The 21,326-nt window shown below is 28.0% G+C and carries 19 protein-coding genes and 1 pseudogene; 19 read left to right on the plus strand and 1 reads right to left on the minus strand.

The window, feature by feature from the left end; all coding sequences use genetic code 11:
- Positions 1 to 312: 312 nt before the first annotated feature.
- From CLPUN_RS19225 to CLPUN_RS19280, 11 genes are all read left to right on the plus strand, one after another.
- Positions 313 to 1,071 carry a YdcF family protein gene (locus CLPUN_RS19225; RefSeq protein ID WP_077848849.1) on the plus strand — a complete coding sequence of 253 codons (759 nt, stop codon included), beginning with the start codon at positions 313 to 315 and terminating at the stop codon, positions 1,069 to 1,071.
- A 110-nt stretch (positions 1,072 to 1,181) separates the two neighbouring features.
- Complete coding sequence (locus tag CLPUN_RS19230; protein WP_077848850.1) at positions 1,182 to 2,030, plus strand: pseudouridine synthase; 849 nt, start codon at positions 1,182 to 1,184, stop codon at positions 2,028 to 2,030.
- 88 nt (positions 2,031 to 2,118) lie between these two features.
- Positions 2,119 to 2,448 carry a hypothetical protein gene (locus tag CLPUN_RS19235; RefSeq protein WP_077848851.1) on the plus strand — a complete coding sequence of 110 codons (330 nt, stop codon included), beginning with the start codon at positions 2,119 to 2,121 and terminating at the stop codon, positions 2,446 to 2,448.
- A complete protein-coding gene (locus CLPUN_RS19240) occupies positions 2,445 to 3,902 on the plus strand; it encodes a sensor histidine kinase (RefSeq protein WP_077848852.1) in 1,458 nt (485 codons plus the stop codon). The genes CLPUN_RS19235 and CLPUN_RS19240 overlap by 4 nt, the downstream gene beginning before the upstream one ends.
- A gap of 28 nt (positions 3,903 to 3,930) precedes the next feature.
- Positions 3,931 to 4,629 (plus strand): response regulator transcription factor, encoded by a 699-nt coding sequence (locus CLPUN_RS19245; RefSeq protein WP_077848853.1) that lies wholly within the window; start codon positions 3,931 to 3,933, stop codon positions 4,627 to 4,629.
- Positions 4,630 to 4,945: 316 nt separating this feature from the next.
- Positions 4,946 to 6,121 carry a TolC family protein gene (locus CLPUN_RS19250; protein ID WP_077848854.1) on the plus strand — a complete coding sequence of 392 codons (1,176 nt, stop codon included), beginning with the start codon at positions 4,946 to 4,948 and terminating at the stop codon, positions 6,119 to 6,121.
- Between the two features lies 1 nt (position 6,122).
- Complete coding sequence (locus tag CLPUN_RS19255) at positions 6,123 to 7,559, plus strand: HlyD family secretion protein (RefSeq protein ID WP_077848855.1); 1,437 nt, start codon at positions 6,123 to 6,125, stop codon at positions 7,557 to 7,559.
- Positions 7,560 to 7,571: 12 nt separating this feature from the next.
- On the plus strand, positions 7,572 to 8,309 hold the full coding sequence (locus CLPUN_RS19260) for an ABC transporter ATP-binding protein (RefSeq protein ID WP_077848856.1): 738 nt from the start codon (positions 7,572 to 7,574) through the stop codon (positions 8,307 to 8,309).
- Entirely contained in the window at positions 8,300 to 9,769 is a 1,470-nt protein-coding gene (locus CLPUN_RS19265; protein ID WP_077848857.1) for an ABC transporter permease, read from the plus strand. The genes CLPUN_RS19260 and CLPUN_RS19265 overlap by 10 nt, the downstream gene beginning before the upstream one ends.
- A 392-nt stretch (positions 9,770 to 10,161) precedes the next feature.
- The gene (locus CLPUN_RS19275; RefSeq protein ID WP_077848869.1) at positions 10,162 to 11,637 is read left to right on the plus strand and encodes an ABC transporter permease; all 1,476 of its coding nucleotides are present in this window, start codon (positions 10,162 to 10,164) and stop codon (positions 11,635 to 11,637) included.
- A gap of 297 nt (positions 11,638 to 11,934) precedes the next feature.
- On the plus strand, positions 11,935 to 12,441 hold the full coding sequence (locus tag CLPUN_RS19280; protein ID WP_077848859.1) for a hypothetical protein: 507 nt from the start codon (positions 11,935 to 11,937) through the stop codon (positions 12,439 to 12,441).
- A gap of 215 nt (positions 12,442 to 12,656) precedes the next feature.
- Here CLPUN_RS19280 and CLPUN_RS19285 read toward each other — a convergent pair whose 3' ends face one another.
- On the minus strand, positions 12,657 to 13,280 hold the full coding sequence (locus CLPUN_RS19285) for an MntP/YtaF family protein (RefSeq protein ID WP_077848860.1): 624 nt from the start codon (positions 13,278 to 13,280) through the stop codon (positions 12,657 to 12,659).
- A 328-nt stretch (positions 13,281 to 13,608) separates the two neighbouring features.
- On the opposite strand from CLPUN_RS19285, the gene leuA reads away from it, so the two are divergent.
- The 8 genes and pseudogenes from leuA (at position 13,609) to CLPUN_RS19325 (ending at position 21,130) form a co-directional block, all read left to right on the plus strand.
- Positions 13,609 to 15,279, plus strand: coding sequence for a 2-isopropylmalate synthase (leuA, locus tag CLPUN_RS19290; RefSeq protein WP_077848861.1), 1,671 nt, complete (start codon positions 13,609 to 13,611; stop codon positions 15,277 to 15,279).
- Positions 15,280 to 15,516: 237 nt separating this feature from the next.
- On the plus strand, positions 15,517 to 15,780 hold the full coding sequence (locus CLPUN_RS19295) for a CD3324 family protein (protein WP_077848862.1): 264 nt from the start codon (positions 15,517 to 15,519) through the stop codon (positions 15,778 to 15,780).
- A 144-nt stretch (positions 15,781 to 15,924) separates the two neighbouring features.
- A complete protein-coding gene (locus tag CLPUN_RS19300; protein ID WP_242954195.1) occupies positions 15,925 to 16,476 on the plus strand; it encodes an AAA family ATPase in 552 nt (183 codons plus the stop codon).
- A gap of 62 nt (positions 16,477 to 16,538) precedes the next feature.
- Positions 16,539 to 17,450: a GNAT family N-acetyltransferase gene (locus CLPUN_RS19305; protein WP_077848863.1), complete on the plus strand. Its 912-nt coding sequence runs from the start codon at positions 16,539 to 16,541 to the stop codon at positions 17,448 to 17,450.
- Between the two features lie 113 nt (positions 17,451 to 17,563).
- Complete coding sequence (gene hisC, locus CLPUN_RS19310) at positions 17,564 to 18,622, plus strand: histidinol-phosphate transaminase (protein WP_077848864.1); 1,059 nt, start codon at positions 17,564 to 17,566, stop codon at positions 18,620 to 18,622.
- Positions 18,623 to 18,810: 188 nt separating this feature from the next.
- Positions 18,811 to 19,316, plus strand: a pseudogene (locus CLPUN_RS19315) (GNAT family N-acetyltransferase).
- A gap of 27 nt (positions 19,317 to 19,343) precedes the next feature.
- Positions 19,344 to 20,381, plus strand: a complete 1,038-nt coding sequence (locus tag CLPUN_RS19320; RefSeq protein WP_077848865.1) for a M42 family metallopeptidase — start codon at positions 19,344 to 19,346, stop codon at positions 20,379 to 20,381.
- Between the two features lie 116 nt (positions 20,382 to 20,497).
- On the plus strand, positions 20,498 to 21,130 hold the full coding sequence (locus CLPUN_RS19325; RefSeq protein WP_077848866.1) for an HAD family hydrolase: 633 nt from the start codon (positions 20,498 to 20,500) through the stop codon (positions 21,128 to 21,130).
- The last annotated feature ends 196 nt before the right edge of the window (positions 21,131 to 21,326 follow it).

Raw genomic sequence — 21,326 nt, forward strand, 5'->3', positions numbered from 1 at the left:
TGCAGGGCTAGATAAAAGAGCAGGTTTTGAAATGATTAGATACTCCTTTTATGGTAGACAGTTAAAATCGTAAAACTATATGGATTAATGAAGAAATAAAGTAGCTACTGTCAAGTTCAACTCCCAAAATTAGGAATTGAACTTGATTTTTTTCATGATGTTTTTCATATATGACGATATTATTACAAAATTGTGATATATTGCATACTATTTATTAAATGTAAATACATATTTATAAAATACCATTATAATGGGTTCATATAGAAATAAATATGCAGAAATAGAAAATAAATTAGTAAGGGGAGAAGAATTTTGAAGAAATTTTGGGATATTATATTAGGTGCAGTATTGATTGGATATATAATGGCTATAAATATTATGAGTGGTGTACGAGTTGCATTTAGTTTGCCAATTATAATTTTAGCAATTATATTAATACTATATCATTTTGTTAAGAACAGAATAAAAGAAAGTAAATTTTTATCTAAGGGATTTAAAATTATAAAGACATTTTTATGTATTGGATTAATATGGTTCTTCGGAATGGAAGCTGTTATAATTAGTTATCCTAAGCATAATGAAAAAAATGATGATTATATTCTTGTATTAGGTGCGGGACTAAACAATAGAACAATTCCCACTGAAATACTTAGAGGAAGACTTAATGCAGCAATAGAGTGTATAGAAAAAAATGATGCAGGATATATTGTTGTATCTGGAGGGCAAGGAGAAGATGAAGATTTGCCAGAAGCTCATGCTATGAGTAAGTATTTACAAGATAAAGGTATTAATAAAGAAAAAATAATAATTGAGGATCAATCTAGAAATACTAATCAGAATTTTAAATTTTCTAAGAAAAAAATAGAAGATCATAGTCATAAATCACTAAAAGAAGTTAATGTGAAAATAGTAACAACAGATTTTCATGTTTTTAGAAGCAGTATTTTAGCAAAGAGAAATGGATATGTAAATTTTAATAATTATTCTAGCGCTACAGTATGGTACCTTATTCCTATTACTTATACTAGAGAAGCTTTTGCAATTGTAAAGAGTGTGCTTTTTGACAAATAATTAGTACTACAATAAACTAACTTTAGGATTATAAGTATTATAGTAAAACAATATTAATTATATAATTTAGTTGCTTTCGATAAAGTTTCAAGAAGGGGTAGATATTAAGAATGAGAATAAATAAACTTTTTAGTAATTATGGAATTTGTTCAAGAAAAGAAACCAATAAACTCATTGAGGAAAGACGCGTTAAGGTGAATGGTGAGTTTTGTGTTTTGGGACAATGGGTAGAAGAAGGAAAGGATGAAATTCTGTTCGATGGTAAGCCTATTTCTATTAAGAAAAAAGTTTATATTGCACTTAATAAACCAATTGGAATTACTTGTACAGCAAAAAATGAGATAAATCATAACATAATTAAATTTATGAACTATCCTGAATATATATTTCCAGTTGGTAGATTGGATAAGGAATCTCAAGGGCTTATACTTATGACTAATGATGGAGAGTTAGCAAATCGAATTTTAGAATCAGAAAACATGCATGAAAAAGAATATATAGTTAAGGTTAATAAGGCTTTTGATGATAAGTTTCTTAAACAAATGGCCGAAGGGGTTGAAATCACAGGATATGGAAGTTCGGGAATTAAGAGAATATCAGATGAGTTTGGTGTATGTAAAATTAAAGATAATGAGAAAACTGAATTTAAGGCAGAGAATTTAGAACCGTTAAAAGTTGTACAATTAGCAGATTTAAAACAAACTAAAATGAATGTGAATAAAGTTATTAAAACAAGAAAGTGTAAAGTGTATAGAATTGATGAAAATACTTTTAAAATAATATTAACGCAAGGTCTTAATAGACAAATTCGAAAAATGTGTGGAGCTTTAGGATATAAGGTTATAAAATTAGAAAGAATTAGAATCATTAATATAAAGATTTCTGACATAGAAATTGGTAAATGGAGAGAAATTAATGAAGAAGAAGTAATGGTACTTAAAAAGGAACTGCTGATTTAGCTTAAAACATATTTTTAAGCTAAATTTCTTTCAAAGAGGAGAAATTTTTATGGAACAAATGTTAAGTATGGAAAGGATAGAAAATTAGATGAATAAAGAATATATAAATGCACTAGAAGCAGCAGAAAAATATAATTTGTTTTTAAAGGTGGTTACATCAGTAAAAAGTTTTGATTCATATAATAGTTTCTTTAATATTTATGAAGAAGCAGAAGAGCCTTGTAGAAGGATGGTGATTCTTACTAAAAGTAAAGATTTAGAGGAAGTTTATGATGAAAATCCTACAGAAAAAATAGATGAAGGTAAAATTGTAGATGGAATCATATGGATTAAAGATTATTCTTTACTTGTAAATCCGGATAAAATAGATTTAACAAATTTAACTGTTAGTAAAAATTTAGTTGAGGAATTATTATGAGAATAAAGAAGAGACTTACAATATCAAATATTCTTATGCTTGTAATACCAGTAGTAATTATATTTATTATAGCAATAATAATGAATATACCATTTTCAAAGGCTTATGAAAAAAAATTTAATATGGATAGAGAAAGGGATTCTTATGCATACTTCATCCAGCAAAGTTTAAGACCAGATTTAAAAAACTTTAATAATAAAGATGATTTTGTAAAACTACCTAAGGAATTGCAAAATTTTCTTGAACCTAAAGGATATCATTTAATAATTACATACGATGGAGAAATAATCTCATCAAATATTACAGAACAGGATAAAGAATCAATCTCCAAAATAGGAGATGATATACTTTTTCAGTCAAATTCACTAGTGCTTGAGATGAATCGCACTTCTTTAGTTAAAAACAGTTTTATTAAAGAGGGTAAAGTCGTAAATATTATTGCAATTAATTCTGTATATGAACCGATAAGATTTGATATGAAACGTGAAATGTCAACTTTTGTAATAAGCTATATATTAATAGTCGTTATTATTTCATTAATTGTTATAACTATAACTAACGGAATACTATCTACAAAGATTTATAAAAAATTAATAGTGCCATTAGAACTTTTAAGCTATGGCGCAGAACAAATTAAGGATGGAAATCTTGATTTTGAAATGAATTATGAAAGTGATGATGAATTTAAGCAAGTATGTGGTGACTTTGATGAAATGAGATTAAGATTAAAAGATTCTGTTGAGTCACAATTAAAGTATGAAGAAGATCGTAAGCAATTGGTAGTTGGAATATCCCATGATTTAAGGACTCCGCTTACAGCAATTAAAGGATATGTAGAGGGACTAAGAGATGGCATAGCCAATACACCTCAAAAGCAAAAAAAGTATTTAAATACAATTTATACAAAGGCATGTGATATGGATATACTTGTAGATAGGTTGTTTTTGTTTTCTAAATTGGACACAGGTAACTTTCCATTTAAATTTGATAAAATAAATATGAAGGAATATATGAATAATTTCTATAAACACATGAAGGATGAATTTTATGAAAAAGATGTTGAGTTCTTTTTTGAAAATACATGTAGTGATTTATGTAAAATAAAATTAGATTGTCAAGAAATGAATAGAGTTCTTTTAAATATAGTAGAGAATAGTGTAAAATATAAGGTAGATAATAAAATTAAAGTAAAAATGATTGTAGAAGAAAAAGAAGAATCTGTTGTTATAGAACTTAGTGATAATGGAAATGGTGTAGAAGAAGAAGAGCTCCAAAATTTATTTGTAAGTTTTTATAGAGGAGATGTTTCTAGAACTAATCCCAGTGAGGGAAGTGGACTTGGGCTAGCTATAGCAAAAAATATTGTAGAAGCTCATGGTGGAAAAATTGCAGCCTATAATATGAATGGACTTACAATTAATATAACGCTTCCTAAAATTTTAGAGAGAGTCTAAAGAAATAATGTAAAAAGGGGAATATGAAGTGAAAAGCATATTAATTATAGAAGATGATGAAAGTATTGCTGAATTAGAGAGAGATTACCTTGAGATAACTGGTTTTAAGACTGAAATTGCTATGACAGGAAATAAGGGATTAGAACTTGCATTAAATAAAGATTTTGATTTGATATTGCTAGATGTAATGTTGCCAGGCAAGGATGGATTTAAAATATGTGAAGAAATAAGAGCTGTTAAGGAAATTCCAATTCTAATGGTTACAGCAAAGAAAGAAGATATTTATAAAATACAAGGACTTGGTATTGGTGCAGATGATTATATAGTAAAACCATTTAGTCCTAGCGAACTTGTAGCAAGAGTAAATGCACATATTGCACGTTACGAACGTCTTACAACAATTGATAAAAATAATGATAATGAGAAAAGTTCAATAATCATTGGGAGAATTAAAATATTGTTTAAAGCAAGGAGAGTTTATGTAGGCGAAGAAGAAGTTAGATTTGCTAATAAAGAATTTGAATTGTTAATGTTTCTAGCATCAAATCCTAATATTGTATTTTCAAAGGATACTTTATTGGATAGAATTTGGGGCGAAGAATCATTTGGAGACAGTTCAACTGTTACAGTACACATTAATAGAATAAGAGATAAAATTGAAGTAGATAGCAGTAATCCTGAATATATAGAAACGGTTTGGGGGGCAGGATATCGATTTAATATGTAATATTTTAGAGCCATATTTATAAATAAATATGGCTTTTTATAATTTTAATTGGAAAATTATAAAAACATTATATGTGAATATTATGATAGGTTTGAATTAATTAAAAGCGATTTAAAGATTGTGAATTATAAAGCTTTGTAAATTAAATTGCTAAATGTAAAAAGGAATTTAACATAAATTTAACATAAGTTTATATTTTGTTTATATTTGTTTTAGACGAAGGTTAGAATTACCTATTATACTAAATGTAACAATAATAATTGTATTTTTTATAAAATTACATAATCAAAAATGACAAATTGAGGAGGAAACAATAGTGAAAAAAGTATTTATAAGTTTTTTAATAATGACTTTAATGTTAACCAAGATATCTTTAGTAAACATATCTAGTGTACAAGCAGCAACGACTGATACTGCTGTAACTACAAATAAAGATGTTATTAAAGTATCTTTAAGTAATATAAGAGAAATAGTTATTGATAATAACTTAGATCTTAAAATTAAGGATAATGAATTAAAAATTGCAAAAGAAAATCGAGAGGAAGCCAAGGATACTTATGATGACACAACAAAGCCTACAAAGGAGGAGTATACTGATTATAATACTGATGGTACGAGTGTTTTTGATTCTACTAATTATGAAAGTGCTCTATCAGAGTATAACTCTGCTAAAAAAGCATATGAAACAGCTAAGGAGGCTTATAAAACAGCAAAAACTAGTTATGATAAAAATGTTGAAAGTGTAGTTTATACAGCACAACAGGCCTATATATCATATTTAAATGATTTATCTACAAAAAAAATAAGTGAAGATACAGCAAATTATAATGAGAAAAAAGCTCAAATATATAAACTCCAATATGAAAAAGGGTTTATATCTAAAAAGGATTATCTTTCTAAATTACAAAGCAATACTTCAGTTAATGATTTAAATGAAGCAAAAGATACAGAAGAACTCAATAGAATAAAATTATGTAATACATTGGGAATAGACCCGGAAGAAAATATAATATTTAATACTGACATAACTGTGGATTTTCTGGTTATTTCAAAAATTAATTATGAAGATGATTTAGAGCAAATGCTTAATAACAATCTTGATATAGAACTTAAACATGATAATATTGATGATTTAGAAGATGAAGAAGATACTTATGATGATAATGATCAAGACGATATCTATGATTATAAATATGAAAATGCTGAAATAGCGTTAAAACAAGCAAAAAATACTGCAGAAACAGATTTTAAAGGAAAATATAATGAGCTTATGGCTTCGTATAATTCATTAAAAAACAGTTATGATAAAATACTTCAAGAACAAAATAATTTTGACGTTACTGAAGTAAAATATGATTATGGATTTATTTCTAAAAATGAACTAGATAGTGGGAAAATAACAGTAGATAAGGACAATGCTTCTTTTGTTAAGGCTAGAAATGAGTGCTATTTAAAATATCTAAAGTATATTGAAATGAAAGAAGGGTACTAAATTGAAATTATTTGATAAGAATGTAATAAATAAAGCATCTATAAAAAAAATATTTACGAATAAGAAGATTATAAGCGTAATATGCATATTGCTTGTTGTGACTTTAGGTTTCACAATCTATAAAGTTAAATTCGCTAAAAAAGCGAATATAGGACAAAGTAATGTTAAGTATACTACCCTTAAAAAAACAAATATTTCAACTAGTATTAGTTCATCGGGAGCTATAAAAAGTGGTGATTCTACAAATATATATTCTAATTTGGAATATAATGTTGCAGCTATTAATGTTGAAGTGGGAGATGTAGTAAAGAAAGGCGATGTTCTTGCAACAATAGATACTACAACGTTGCAGGAACAAATTGCTGAGGCTGAACAAACTCTTGCTTCAAATGAAACTAAAAATAAATTGTCATTAGCAACTGCAAGACAAAAATATGAAAATCTTAAATATTTATATGATAATAATTTAAATACAGATATAATAAATGCAGAAAATGCACTTGATTCTGCAAAACTTAATTTAGATCATGAAACAAAGATCTATGAATATGATACAGTAATGCTTCAAAATGGTGAAATTTCACAAGATGAAGTTAATAAACAACAAATAACATATGAATCTGCACAAAGTACTTATAAGAAGGCAACTGTTGCTTTAGAAGCAACAAAAATTAATGCGAAGCAAAGTTTATCAGAAGCAAAAAATTCTTATGATAGCGCTCAAGCAGCAGCTGATGACACTAGTAATAGACTTGCTTTTGAAGATAAGAAAAAGAAGTTACAAGATGCACAAGTAATAGCTACAGTAGATGGAACTATAACAAATGTAAATGCAGTAGTTGGAATCCAAGCGTCAGGAGCACTATTTGTAATTCAAGATTTAAGTAATTTAATAGTAAATGCAAGTGTTGATGAAACAGATGTTGCAAATGTAAAAGTTGGACAAAGAGTAGAAATAACAACAGATGCATCAGGTCCTGAAATTATTGAAGCAAAAGTTATAAGTGTTGAACCAATTTCTAGTACTCAAAGTGCAAGTAATAGCAGCACTAGTACAAGCAGTGGCAAAACTAGTACTACTACTAGTACTACAAGCAATTCAACAAGCAGTGACGTATCATTTACTGTTAAAGTACAATTAACAGGTCAAAGTGACAAGGTGAAGGTAGGTATGAATTCTGTAGTAAACATTATTACAAATGAAAAGAAAGATATATATTCAGTACCATATGGAGCTGTAGTTAACAAAAATGGACAAAGTGTGGTCTATGCAGCTGTAAAACAAGATAAACAATATGTTGTAAAAGAAATTTCAATAACTAAAGGGATAGAATCAGCTACTAATGCTGAAATTGAGGGTTCAGATCTTTCAGATGGAATGATTATACTTAATGAGCCATCAGGTTATTCAGAGGCAAGTATTGTAGCAATAAAGTAGGAGGTGAATTATATGAGTAAAAATATAATTGAAATGAAGGATATTAAAAAAAGCTTTTATATAGGAACTCCAAATCAGTTAAACATTTTAAAGGGAATTGATATTACTGTAAAAGAAGGCGAATTTGTATCTATTATAGGAACATCTGGTTCTGGGAAAAGTACATTAATGAATATTATAGGCGCACTTGATAGAGCAACATCTGGAGAATATATATTAGATAAGACTAATATTAATGACATATCAGATGATGGGTTATCAGAAGTAAGAAATAAACAAATAGGATTTGTATTTCAAACATATAATTTAATACCAAGAAGTTCTGCATTAAAAAATGTTGAGTTACCAATGCTTTACTATGGGATGAATAAAAAAGAGAGAAGAGAACGTGCAGAAGAACTCTTGGATCTTGTTGGAATGAAAGACAGAATGTCTCATCAGCCTAACGAATTATCAGGAGGACAAAAGCAAAGAGTAGCAATTGCGCGTGCCCTTGTAAATGACCCTAGTATAATACTTGCAGATGAACCAACAGGAGCTCTTGATTCTGCAACTGGAAGAATGGTCATGGATTTATTCCATAAAATTCATGAAGAAGAAGGTAAAACTATAGTGCTTATAACTCATAATAATGAACTTGCAGATGAAACCCAAAGAATCATAACTTTAAGAGATGGAAATATAATATCAGTAAAAGATAATGAAAAATATTATAGAAGATCCCGAGAAGAGGAAAAAGTATGTTTATAAAAGAAAATATAATGCTTGCAATAGCAGGCCTTAAATCTAATAAAATGCGTTCATTACTTACGATGCTTGGTATAATAATAGGTATAGCATCTGTAATAGGTGTTGTTTCTGTGGGAAATGCAATGACATCATCTGTAACAAGTTCAATGTCTTCAATGGGAGCTACTAATATTACAGTTAACGTTCAAGAAAAAAGCACAGCCAATAAAGCAATTGCATTAGCTAAAAAGCTTGCCATTGATGCAAGTTCAGCTGCTTCTATGGAAAAAAGTGATGGCAAAGAAACTGCGAAAAGTAATGATGCTGTCGCAGGTGGACCAGGTGGAGGTGCCCCGGGGGGTGCGCCAGGTGGTGGAGGCGCTCCGGGTGTTGGACCAGGTGGAGGTGCTCCAGGTGGGGGCGGCGGAATGCAAGGTGGCAGAATGGGAGGCAACTCAGGCAGCTCTACTAGTGATACAGATCTTATGACTATGGAACAGATAAACACATTACAACAAAATTATAGTGATAAAATAAGTGCTATAAGTATATCTGAAAATGGCAATTCAGGTAAAGTTAAGAATGAGACAACATATGCTAATATAAGTACAGTAGGTACAAATATTGGATATCAAGAAATTAAAAACCTTACAATACAAAAAGGAAGATATCTTGTACAAAATGATATTGATGGAGCTAAAAATGTAGCAGTCGTTTCAGACAAATTAGTAACAAAAATATTTGGAAATGATGTTGATCCTATAAATAAACAGATAAAAGTCTATACCTCAAGTGCTATTTATTCGTACACTATAGTTGGAGTATATACTTACAAATCTCAAGGTGGAAATAGAACAACATCAGATGAAAATTTATCTACAGATATATATATTCCAATAACTGTAGAAAAGAAATCTGCAACTAATAAAAATTATCAAACATTTACAATAAAATCTAAGGAAAACGTTGATGTTTCGACCTTTACAACAGAGTTATCAACTTATTTATCTAATCTTTATTCAAAAAATATTAAGTTTGAAGCTTCTGCAAGTAATATGGAAAGTATGCTTGAATCAATGACATCAATGATGAGTACAGTTTCACTTGCCATATCTGGAATAGCAGGTATATCACTTTTAGTTGGTGGAATTGGAGTAATGAATATAATGCTTGTATCTGTTACAGAGAGAACAAGAGAAATAGGAACAAGAAAGGCGCTTGGTGCTAAGGGAAGTCATATAAAAATGCAATTTATAATTGAATCAATTATAATATGTTCAATTGGCGGTCTTATGGGAATAGCACTTGGTTTAGGCCTTGGTGGTGTAGGAGCAAAATTAATGGGATTCACAAATTCAGTATCACCATTGGTAATTATAATAAGCTTCTCTTTCTCAATGTTCATTGGTATTTTCTTTGGATATTATCCAGCAAAGAAAGCAGCAGAACTTGATCCAATTGAAGCACTTAGATATGAGTAAAATAATTTGCAAATATATTAAAACAAGAGTAATAGCAAAAAATTTCTATTACTCTTATTTTTTTGTTCAGAATGTGAATGTATGTGCTATTCTTAATGCTTGTAAAGAAATAATCTATTATAGTATAGTTTATATATTGTTTATATTTGATTTACAAAAAATTTATAAAATTGCTTTAATCTTAATTTGGAACTTAAAATTTTAATTGTTATATGTATATATATTCCTAAAAAAATAATTTTCATTGAAATTAGTTGTTAGGGATAATTTTGTTTATGAATAAAAATTATGACATATATTAAAAAATTATTAGGTAGTAAAGAAAAAAATATATAAGTTTTATTTTGTACAAAATATAAAATTGTTTTAGAAGAGTAAAGATGGTGAAAGAAATGTTTATAAAAGAGAATATAATACTTGCAATGGCAGGCCTTAAATCCAATAAAATGCGTTCATTACTTACAATGCTTGGAATAATAATAGGTATAGCATCTGTAATTGGTGTTGTTTCAGTGGGAAATGCAATGACAGAGTCTGTAACAAGTTCAATGTCCTCAATGGGAGCGACTAATATTACAGTTAACGTTCAAGAAAAAAGTGCAACAAATACGAAAAGTACTGCTACACAAAGTAACGCAAGTGGAAAAAATTCAACGAATAGTTACCAAAGTGGTAGTAACGGAGCGCAAAGTAACGCAAGTACAAAAAATTCAACTAGCGGTTCACCAAATGCAAATAAAGGTACACAAACAGGTAGTAGTGGATCTTCTGCTAGTGTGGGAGGTGTATTAGGTAGTGGTGTCAGACCACAAGGAAGCAGTAATGCTGGAAGACAAGGTAAAGCAAGTAGTACTACAAAAGATACAGACCTTATGACTATGGAACAGGTAAATACATTACAAGAGAATTTTAGTGACAAAATAAGTGCAGTAAGTATAAACGAAAGCGGTGCTTCAGGCAAAGTTAAAAATGAGACAACATATGCTAATATAAATACAATAGGTACAAATGTTGGATATAGAGATGTTAAAAATATACAAATGAAAGAAGGACGATATCTTGCTCAAAATGATATCGATGGAGTTAAAAATGTTGCCGTAGTTTCTGATAAATTGGTAACAAAAATCTTTGGTTCTAATATAGACCCTATAGATCAGCAGATAAAAGTTTACACATCAAATGCTATTTTTACATATACTGTAGTTGGAGTATATACGTATAAAGCTTCAGGTGGAAATAGAACAACATCAGATGAAAATTTATCTACAGATTTATATATTCCAATAACTGTTGCAAAGAAAGCAGCAACTAACAAAAATTACCAAACATTTACAATAAAACCTAAAGACAGTGTGGATGTTTCAACATTTACAACTGAACTATCAACTTATTTATCTAATCTTTATGTGAAAAATCCCAAATTTGAAGCTTCAGCAAGCAATATGGAAAGCATGCTTGAATCAAGGACAACAATGATGAATACAGTTGCAATGGCTATATCTGGAATAGCAGGTATATCACTTTTAGTTGGTGGAATTGGAGTAATGAATATAATGCTTGTATCTGTTACAGAAAGAACAAGAGAAATAGGAACAAGAAAAGCACTTGGTGCTAAGAGTAGTCATATAAAAATGCAATTTATAGTTGAATCTATTATAATATGTTCAATAGGTGGCATTCTGGGAATAATTCTTGGTTTAGGACTAGGTACTATTGGTTCAAAAGCCATGGGGTTTGTAAATACAGTATCACCATTAGTAATTATAATAAGTTTTACATTTTCAATGTTCATTGGGGTTTTCTTTGGATATTATCCAGCAAAGAAAGCAGCGGAACTTGACCCTATTGAGGCTCTTAGATACGAATAAAAATTTATTATGAATTAAATAACTCAGAGTGGAAGTGGCAGTATAAATTTAAAATTTAGAATGTCACTTTTGTTTTTTATTATAATAGAATCCAACTTATTGCAAATAAATATATTATTTTTTAGAAAATTATCTTATTTACAATATTAAGAAAATATTAAGGATATATTAATTGTAACAAGAAAAAATGTACAGTAAAATTATAAACTGTAAGGAAGAAATACTGAATATTTTAATGTGAATTTTAATTGAATTATTAAAAACTATTTATATTATGAGAAGTGGGGAGATTTTACGATGAATGATAAAAATTACTTTTGGGGATTTTTTTTAATAATGACTGGAGTGTTGTTATTTATATCAAAATTGTTTCATATACAACTTTTTAGTATGGGAAGATTATGGCCGATATTTATTTTAATACTTGGATTATGTTTTGAACTTGCATATTTTTCTACAAGGAGAGCACCAGGGCTATTAGTTCCAGGAGGAATTTTAACAATCATAGGATTACTACATTTTTTTGAAACAATTACTAATTGGCATTTTGCAGGATACACATGGCCTATATATCCATTTGCAGTTGCAGTAGGATTATTTCAGCTATATATTTTTGGTGGTAGAAAAAGAGGCTTGCTTATACCTATAGGAATTTTAACTTTAGTGTCAGTTACATCCCTTACCTCTATGATTTTTGGAAGTATATTTAGATTTATTAATACGTCACTTGTTATTCCAGCAGTTTTAGTTTTAATTGGAGTATACCTAATAGCTGGAAAAGAACAAAAAAATATACACCATTAAAAAAAGCGCTAAGCGCAAATAAGATCTTTACACCATTAAAAAAAGCGCTAAGCGCAAATTAAGACCTTTTCACAATTAAAAAAAGCGCTGAGAGCAACCAACAACAATTCACGACTAAAAAAGCACTTACCTATGAAAGAGCGCGAAATAGAATATTTTATATGCCTTAGAATGATTTAAACAAATCATTCTAAGGCATATTTTATATTTTAGGATTATATGAAAACTTCATATAATCCTAAAATTATTAATATAGAACCAGAAATTAAATTTAAAAATCTATAAAAAAATCTTATAATATTGGCATTGAAATTAAGATATCCTAAATAAAGTGTAAGTAAAGTAAAAACAAAATTAAAAAATATGCTCAAATTAATATTTATACCTGTAATACCTGCTGAAAAATAGATAAAAAAATTGTTTAGTATAAAAGCTATAGAAAACTCAAAACATTTTGTTAAAGATATGCTATTTGTTCTGTCAAGGTTTATAGCATAAGGATATTCTGTGAAATTTTTATATTTAAATGAAGTTTCCGAATAATATGAGGTATCATATCCAGCTTGTTTATTTTCTAGTCTAATATATTCAACTATATAATAAACACCAATAAAGCTTAAGCAAATAGCACCAAATATGTTTCCGATTTTAGGGTTAAATAAATTTAAAAGTAATTTGCCAGCATACATAAAAAAAAGAGTACCAATGGATGTTAATATTGAAAATAATATAATTATATTTTTACTGAAATGTATTTTTACATTTCCATAAAATAAGGGAATTCTTAAGGTATTTAAATTTAATACAATGCATAATAGAAATGCTGATAGAAAAAACATAAAAAACTCCTAAAAATCATTTTATTACAATATATTCATAGAATATAAAAAGGGGTATGTTTTGATGAATTTGTAAAATTAACAATGTAATATTATAAAATCGTTTAAAAATAGCCTCAAAACTTTACAAGTAGTTAATATTGTGGTAAAATACATATAATGTTCTAAAAATTTAAAGAGGTGATGATAGGTGGGGTTAACAAGAAAGTAGACAAAAAAATAATATTTATTATTAAGCTTCGAGGTGTGGTGGAAGGGCTATATCTGGAAATAAAAAAACACATAGAAGCAAAAAGAATAATAAATATATATTTTGGAGGGCTAAAAAATGTTAAATTATAAAAAATACAAAAGATTTGAAACAATAAAATTGAAGGACAGAACATGGCCAGATAATGAAGTGACTAAATCGCCAATTTGGTGTAGCGTTGATTTAAGAGATGGAAATCAAGCTCTTATAAATCCAATGACAGTGGATGAAAAAGTAGAATTTTTCAAGTTACTTGTTAAGCTTGGATTTAAGGAAATTGAAGTAGGATTTCCTTCAGCATCACAAATTGAATATGACTTTTTAAGAAAGCTAGTAGATGAAAATCATATTCCAGATGATGTTAGGGTGCAAGTTTTGACGCAAGCTAGACCACACCTAATTAAAAGAACCTTTGAAGCATTGAAAGATGTGAAACAGGCAATCGTTCATATATATAATTCAACTTCAGTACTTCAAAGAGATGTTGTATTTAATATGAGTAAAGATGAAATTAAAGAAATTGCAGTTAAAGGAACTAAATTAGTTAAAGAATATGCAAAAGGTTTTGAAGGTGAAGTATTTTTAGAATATTCGCCAGAAAGTTTTACAGGAACAGAAGTTGAATATGCATTAGAAATCTGTGATGCAGTATTAGATACATGGGGAGCAAGTAAAGAAAATAAGGTTATAGTTAACCTTCCATCAACAGTACAAATGGATACGCCGAATATTTATGCTGATCAAATCGAATGGATGTGTAGAAACTTTAAAGATAGAGAGAGAGTAATTGTAAGTGTACATCCTCATAACGATAGAGGAACTGGAGTTGCGGATGCAGAGCTTGCAATGCTGGCAGGAGCAGATAGAGTAGAAGGAACTTTATTTGGTAATGGAGAAAGAACAGGAAATGTAGATATTTTAAATATTGCTTACAACATGTTTTCACATGGTGTTAATCCTGAATTAGATATTGAAAATGTTAATGAAATTATTGAAGTATATGAAAGATGTGTTAAGATACCAGTACATGTAAGGCATCCATATGCAGGAAATCTTGTATTTACAGCATTCTCAGGTTCACATCAAGATGCTATAAATAAGGGAATGAAAAAATATCAAGAAAGACATGATAATATCTGGCAGGTTCCATATTTACCTATAGATCCAAGTGATTTAGGCAGAGAATATGAAGCTTTGGTTAGAATTAACAGTCAATCAGGCAAAGGTGGAATTGCTTTTGTTATGGATCATTGTTATGGATTTAAAATTCCAAAAACTATGCAAAAAGAATTTGCAGATGTAATTCAAAAACTTTCAGAACAAAAAGGAGAAGTATCTCCAGCAGAAGTTATGCAAGCTTTTGAAAAAGAATATTTAAGTATAGAAGTTCCATTTAAATTAGTAAAATGTACAATTTCTGATATTTCTGATGATAATGGTGATGAAGATACTAAAGTAAATGTAACAATAGTACATGATGGAAAATCAAAAGAAATTGAAGGTATAGGAAATGGCCCTATAGACGCATTTAAAAATTCATTAGCTGGAAGTAGCTTAATAAACATTAAAATCATTGACTATACAGAACATGCATTAAGTACAGGCTCAGAAGCAAAAGCAGCGGCTTATGTGTATATGGAAAGAAATGATAATGGAAATAAGACTTATGGTGTTGGAGTTGATAGTAATATTACAAAAGCTTCAATTAAATCAATGATTAGTGCAATTAATCGCCTATATTTTAAATAGAAAATATGTTATAATGTTCCTATATATTTATATATAGGAATATTTTATTATAAAAATTAGAGGAGGATATTATTTTGAAAAAAGAAACGCCTGCTATATTTTGTGCAGAGTTTATTTAAAGCTTAGGCTTTTTAACTTATGTATAAGGTATGATATATATGATAATTAGTCTAATATATTTTAAATAAGTTCTGCACCCTTAGATTTTAAGAAATTTCTAAGGAGTTGGAATTTAAGATGAAATATATAAGTGCAGAAAATATCTTGCCAAAGGAATTAATTGATGAAATTCAAAAATATTGCCAAGGGCAATATTTATATATTCCAAGAGAACAAGGAATAAGAAGAGAATGGGGAACAAGATCTGGAGTAAAAAAGGAACTTGAAGTCAGAAATAATGAAATAAAAAGAAAATTTCATAATGGAGAAAGTAAAGAAATCTTAGCAAAAGAGTATTGTTTGTCTATTTCAAGTATAAAGAAGATAGTTTATGAAAATTAAAATTAAGCGTGTATCTAACTAAATTTGGATACACGTTTAATTTTTTTAGAGTAAATTAGTACTGAGATTTAATTTGTGGATAAAAAATGATACAGAAAGAATCTTTACCTTGTGGAATCTTTAATGAAAAATTATAGTTAATAGATGAAGAGAAAAAAGATAGAATATATGATTAGTAAATATAAGGTTATTAGTTTGAAAAAATTAATAATGGTTAATGGAACAATGGGTGTGGGGAAAAGCACTGTATGTAACATATTATTTAAAATGATAAATAATAGTATGTATTTAGATGGAGATTGGTGCTGGAATATGAATCCATTTGTTGTTTCAGAAGAGGATAAAGAAATGGTTATAAATAATATTTCATATCTACTAAAATCTTACTTAAGTAATTCAAAATATGAATATATTATTTTTTGCTGGGTAATGCATGAAGATAGTATTATAATGCAAATATTAAATGAATTAAAAGAATTTGATTTTGAACTACATAAGATATCTTTAATATGTAGTGAAGAATCACTTAAAAGCAGATTGAATATTGATATTAAAAATGGTATTAGAAATGATGATATTGTTAATAGGAGCATAAAGAGAATTTTATTATATGATAAGATGGATACTATTAAGATTGATGTAAGTAATATTACTCCTGACGATACTGCAAAGGAAATTTATAAAATGATAAAGTAATTACTATATGCTAAACATAGCAATAAAATTGGAAATTAAAAAATAAAGGATAGGTGTAAAAAATGAATATTGGTGTACAAATAGAACGATTTAAATTAATAAGCAATTATATGAAGAATGATAAATATAGAAAAAGTTTTAATGAACTAGCAATTAAAACTTTTAATATAGATTTTGATAAATGGTTTAAAGAAGGTCTTTTAAATGAAAATTATATAAATTACTCTTTTCTTTGTGAAGATAAGGTTGTAGCTAATGTATCTGTAAATAAATTTTTTATAATATATAATGGACAAATTCACAAATCAATTCAAATTGGAACAGTTATGACAAAGGAAGAGTATAGAAATAAAGGATTAATTAGAAAGCTTATGGATAAAATATTAAAGGAATATGAAGAGTATGATTTAATTTATTTATTTGCAAATAAAAGTGTATTAGATTTTTATCCTAAATTTGGATTTAAAAGAGTAATTGAAGGAAAATATGAAATGAATACTAATCAAATAGAACATATACAATTAAATAATAATAATATAATGAAGCTTAATTTAGAAAAGAATGAGCATAAAAGAATTATTAAGAAGATAGCTCAAAAAAGAATAGCAATATCGCAAAAATTATGTGCTATAAAAGATATGTGGCCACTTTATGTATATTGTAACTATGAGTTTAGAGATGAGTTGTATTATTTAAAGCAAGAAGAGATAATTGTGATTTTAAAAAGAGAAAATGATGTTGTAGAACTTTATGATATTTTAAGCGAAAATGACTTTGATTTGGATAGGGTTATTTGCCAGATAATAAAAAAAGAAGATAAAAGATTAAAATTTAAATTTGTTCCTGATAGTACAAAATCAAAATATATATTTGATTTTGAATTAATTGATAAAACAGAGGATTATTTATTTATTTTGGAAGGCAAGGAAACTTTAAGTGATGGAATATTATTTCCTATCACATCTCATACATAAAAAATTATCTTTATCTGTCAGTTAGTGAATACCTAGAATAATTATTACAATTGTTCTAGGATTTTTTTTAAGGTATAATGAATTAAAAAGCAAATTTATTAGGGGGCAACTAAATGAGCAAATATTGGAATGATAAAGTAAGAGAGCTAGAGCCTTATGTTCCTGGGGAGCAGCCTAAGGACAAAAAGTATATAAAGTTAAATACAAATGAAAATCCATATCCGCCATCTAAAAAAGTTATTGAGGCTATGAAGAATGCCGTGAATGATGATTTGAAGTTATATCCAGATCCAACTTGCAGTGATTTTATAGATGAATTGGCAAGTTACTATAATTTAGATAAAGATCAAATATTTATTGGAAATGGGTCAGATGAAGTTTTAGCATTTTCATTTATGGCATTTTTCTCTAAGGATAGAAAAATATTATTTCCAGACATAAGTTATTCATTTTACATAGTTTATGCACAGCTTCTAAATTTAGACTATAAAATGATAAAACTTGACGAAAATTTTGATGTACCATTAGAAGAATTTAAGAGACCCAATGGAGGAGTAATTATACCAAATCCTAATGCTCCAACAGGAAAATATATATACATTGAAGAACTGAAAAAACTAGTTGAAGCCAATAAAGATAGTGTAGTAATTATAGATGAAGCGTATGTAGATTTTGGCGGAGAGTCTATGATTAAATTCATAAAGGATTATGATAATCTATTAGTAATTCAAACTTTATCAAAATCCCGTTCATTAGCTGGATTAAGAGTTGGATTTGCTTTAGGTAATAAAGATTTAATTGAAGGACTAAATAGAATTAAGAACAGTATTAATTCATATACAATAGATAGATTAGCACTTATAGGATCAGTAGAAGCAATAAGAGATGAGGAGCATTTTCAAGAAACAACTAAAAAGATAATAAGTACAAGAAAAAAAACAATAAAAGATTTAGAAGGTTTAGGATTTACGGTTTTAGAATCAAAATCAAATTTTGTTTTTGCAAGTCATAAAGAAATATCAGGAAAAATTCTTTATGAAAAATTAAAAGATAATGGAGTGTTGGTTAGACATTTTAATAAAGAGAGAATTAATAATTTTTTAAGGATAACAATAGGAACTGACGAAGAAATGGCAGTTTTAATTAAAAAACTTAAATTGATATTAAGGTAGGGTTAAGAAATAATTGTTATATATTTTCTAATAAATAAATTAAATATACATTATTGATGTATGTGGTTTTTAAGATGTAAATTAATTAGAATTTAAGATGAAAAATAAGTTATATACCTATATAATTATAGAGTATATAACTTATTTATGTTAATAAAATTTTAAAAATTATTGATGGAGGCACATTAATGAAAGAGATGATAAATACAAAAGTTGAAAATTTCAAAATTAGATTTGCAGAAGAAAAGGATACAAAATTAATATTAGATTTTATAAAAGAATTAGCAGATTATGAAAAATTATTAAATGAAGTAGTGGCAACAGAAGAAATTTTGCATGATTCATTATTTGTAAGAAAAAAAGCAGAAGTAATTATTGGTGAATATGCTAGCAAACCTATAGGGTTTGCACTATTTTTTTATAATTTTTCAACTTTTCTTGGTAAGCGGGGATATATTTAGAGGATTTATATGTAAAACCTGAAATGAGAGGCAAGGGACTTGGTAAAATTATGTTATCATTCCTTGGAAAACTTGCAGTAAAGCGAAATTGTGGTAGACTGGAATGGTGGTGTATAGACTTGAATGAACCATCTATAAAGTTTTATAAAGAAGTGGGAGCTAAACCTATGGATGAATGGACAGTTTATAGAGTTGACGATTCAGAACTTAAGAATTTAGCAGATAAATTTTAAATTTATTAGCAAGAAAGAGGTATGATTATGGAATTATCAATTGATAAAAAATATATATTGGATATAGCAAAGGAAATATTAGAATTTAATAGCCCGACAGGCTTTTGTTTTGAAATAATGGATAAGATAAAAGACATGGCAGATAGTTTTGGATATGATTTTGAGACCAATAATAAAGGCGGGGGAATAATTACTATAAAAGGTAAGTCAGATGACAAAGTAATAGGGTTATCAGCTCATGTAGATACTTTAGGGGCTATGGTTAGATCCATAACATCAGAGGGAAAATTAAAATTTACATTGCTTGGTGGTCCAATTGTTCCAACTTTAGATGGAGAATATTGCAAGATACGAACAAGAGAAGGGAAAATATACACTGGTACATTCTTAAGTACAAGTCCAGCGGCACATGTTTTTGAAGATAGTTCAAGTAAAAGCAGAGATACTAAAAACATGGAAGTAAGAATTGACGAAAATGTTAAATCAAAAGATGATACTCAAAAGCTTGGAATATGTCCAGGAGATTTCATATTTATAGAACCTAAAACAACAATTACTGAAAGCGGATTTATAAAGTCAAGATTTATAGATGATAAAGGAAGTGTAACTTGTTTGATGGGATTATTAGAGTTATTCAATAGAGAAAAAATAACTCCACATTTTACAACAAAAATATTAATTTCCAATTATGAAGAAGTTGGTCATGGAGCATCATACATTCCGAGGGATATAACAGAAATGATATCTGTTGATATGGGATGTATTGGCGAAGATTTAAGCTGTTCAGAATATGATGTATCAATTTGCGCTAAGGATTCTGGTGGCCCTTATGATTATAATATGACTACAGATTTGGTAAACTTAGCAAAAAACAATGACTTAAATTATGCAGTAGATATCTATCCATTCTATGGTTCTGATGTTGGAGCTGCACTTAAAGGTGGAAATGACATTCGTGGAGCGCTTATAGGACCAGGGGTTCATGCATCCCATGGAATGGAAAGAACTCATTATAGTGCTTTAGAAAATACAATTAAGCTTTTATATTTATATTTAACTATGTAATAAGTGAATATATTGATTTTTACTATTATTTTATAGTGCAAAGCAGATTGTTAGATGATAGTAAAAATTGTATATATCATTTAAGTAAAAATATTTAATTAGTAAGGAGAACAATAATGAAAGCAGTTATTTTTGATATGGATGGAGTAATTATTGACAGCGAACCAATTCACTTAGAAGTAGATATTCAGACTATGAAAGATTTAGATTGCAATATTTCAAAAGAGGAATTAAATAAATATGTAGGAACAACTAATGAGTATATGTTTACTGATATAAAGAATAGATATAAAATAAACAAATCTATTGAAGAAATAATAAGTTATAGAGTAGAAATTGCTAAGAGAAAAATAATAAAATCTGATTTAGAACCAATAGAAGGAATTAGAGAATTATTAAAGGACTTAAAAAATAAGAATATTCCTGCTGCAATTGCATCATCATCACCTAGAGATTTTATAGAGGTAGTTGTATCAAAATTTAGATTGAATGATTATTTTAGTTACATAGTAAGTGGAGAAGAAGTTGCAAATGGTAAACCAGCTCCAGATGTTTACATTGAAACAGCAAAGAAATTAGGAATACCTCCTAAAGATTGTATTGTTATTGAAGATTCAAAAAATGGAGTATTAGCAGCTAAAGCAGCAAGCATGAATTGTATAGGGTTCCAAAATATTAATTCAGGGGATCAAGATTTATCTAAGGCTGATTTTATTGTTAAGTCAATTGCAGAAATAAGAATTACATGATATAACTTTAGTCTATATTGAAATTAATGTATAAAACTTATTATTTTATATGCTTTTATGTATTATTTTTATGACCTGTTGTAAAATGAAATTGAACTAATAAAAAATCCATAGTGGATTATTCTGTGTTATGATTTAATCGTTAAACAAAAAACATACACGGAGGATAATCACTATGGACTACCCACATAAAAAC

The organism is Clostridium puniceum (assembly GCF_002006345.1).
Taxonomy (GTDB): Bacteria; Bacillota; Clostridia; order Clostridiales; family Clostridiaceae; genus Clostridium; species Clostridium puniceum.